At 67.3% G+C, this 1,078-nt stretch carries 1 protein-coding gene; it reads left to right on the top strand.

Going from position 1 to position 1,078, the window contains the following annotated elements; all coding sequences use genetic code 11:
• Positions 1-99 precede the first annotated feature (99 nt).
• The coding region (locus ACGFZW_RS38905) for an IS481 family transposase (protein ID WP_393898066.1) at positions 100-1,078 on the top strand (979 nt) is incomplete at its 3' end.

Here is a 1,078-nt window from a genome sequence, read left to right as displayed (position 1 = left end):
TGTATTGATCACGAGCGTTGTTAACAGTCGTGGGTCTTGATCATGGCGAAGACCTCCGGTGTGGTGGAGGTGTCTACGCTTCACCGCACGGAGGTCTTCGTGTCCCACCGTAATGCCCGGCTGACCGTGTTCGGCAGGAGGCTGCTGGTCGAACGTGTCCGCTCCGGAAGGCCCGTGGCCCACGTCGCCGCCGAAATGGGGATATCGCGGCCGACAGCCCACAAGTGGATACGCCGGTGGCGGGCGGAGGGCGACGCGGGCCTGCAGGACCGCTCCAGCCGACCGCGTAGGTCCCCGCACCGCACGGCGCGTGACGTCGAAGCCCGTGTATGCGCGCTGAGGCAGGACCGCAAACTGGGGCCGGCGAGGATCGGTCCGATCCTCGCCCTGCCGGCCTCCACCGTGCACCGCATCCTTGCCCGCCATGGTCTGAACCGCCTGGCCTGGCTGGACCGGCCCACCGGCGAACCCATCCGCCGCTACGAGCGGTCCCGGCCGGGCGAACTGGTCCACGTCGACATCAAGAAGCTGGGCAACATTCCTGACGGCGGGGGCTGGCGGACGGTCGGCAGAACAGCCGGCGACCGCAACCGCCAGGCCACCACCACCGCCCGCCACAGCTGCAAGCCGGTCATCGGCTACAGCTACATCCACTCCGCCGTCGACGACCACTCCCGCCTGGCCTACAGCGAAGTCCTGCCCAACGAGCGCAAGGAGACCGCCACCGCCTTCTGGCAGCGCGCCCACACCTTCTTCACCAGCCACGGCATCACCGTCGAGCGGGTGCTGACCGACAACGGGGCCTGCTACAAGTCCCGGCATTTCACACATGCCCTGAACACGGCCGGCGTCACCCACAAGCGCATCCGGCCCTACCGGCCTCAGACAAACGGCAAAGTCGAACGCTTCAACCGCACCCTGCTCGACGAATGGGCCTACCAGCGGCCCTACCGCTCAACCACCGAGCGGACCCAGGCCCTGGCAGACTTCCTCCACACCTACAACCACCACCGAAGCCACACCGCACTCGGCGGCCAGCCACCCGTCAGCCGAGTTAACAACGCTCCAGGTCAATACA

The organism is Streptomyces sp. NPDC048248 (genome assembly GCF_043201875.1).
Lineage (GTDB): Bacteria > Actinomycetota > Actinomycetes > Streptomycetales > Streptomycetaceae > Streptomyces.
The sequence above is the reverse complement of the archived record's forward strand: the minus strand, read 5'-3'. Positions and strand labels throughout refer to the sequence as shown.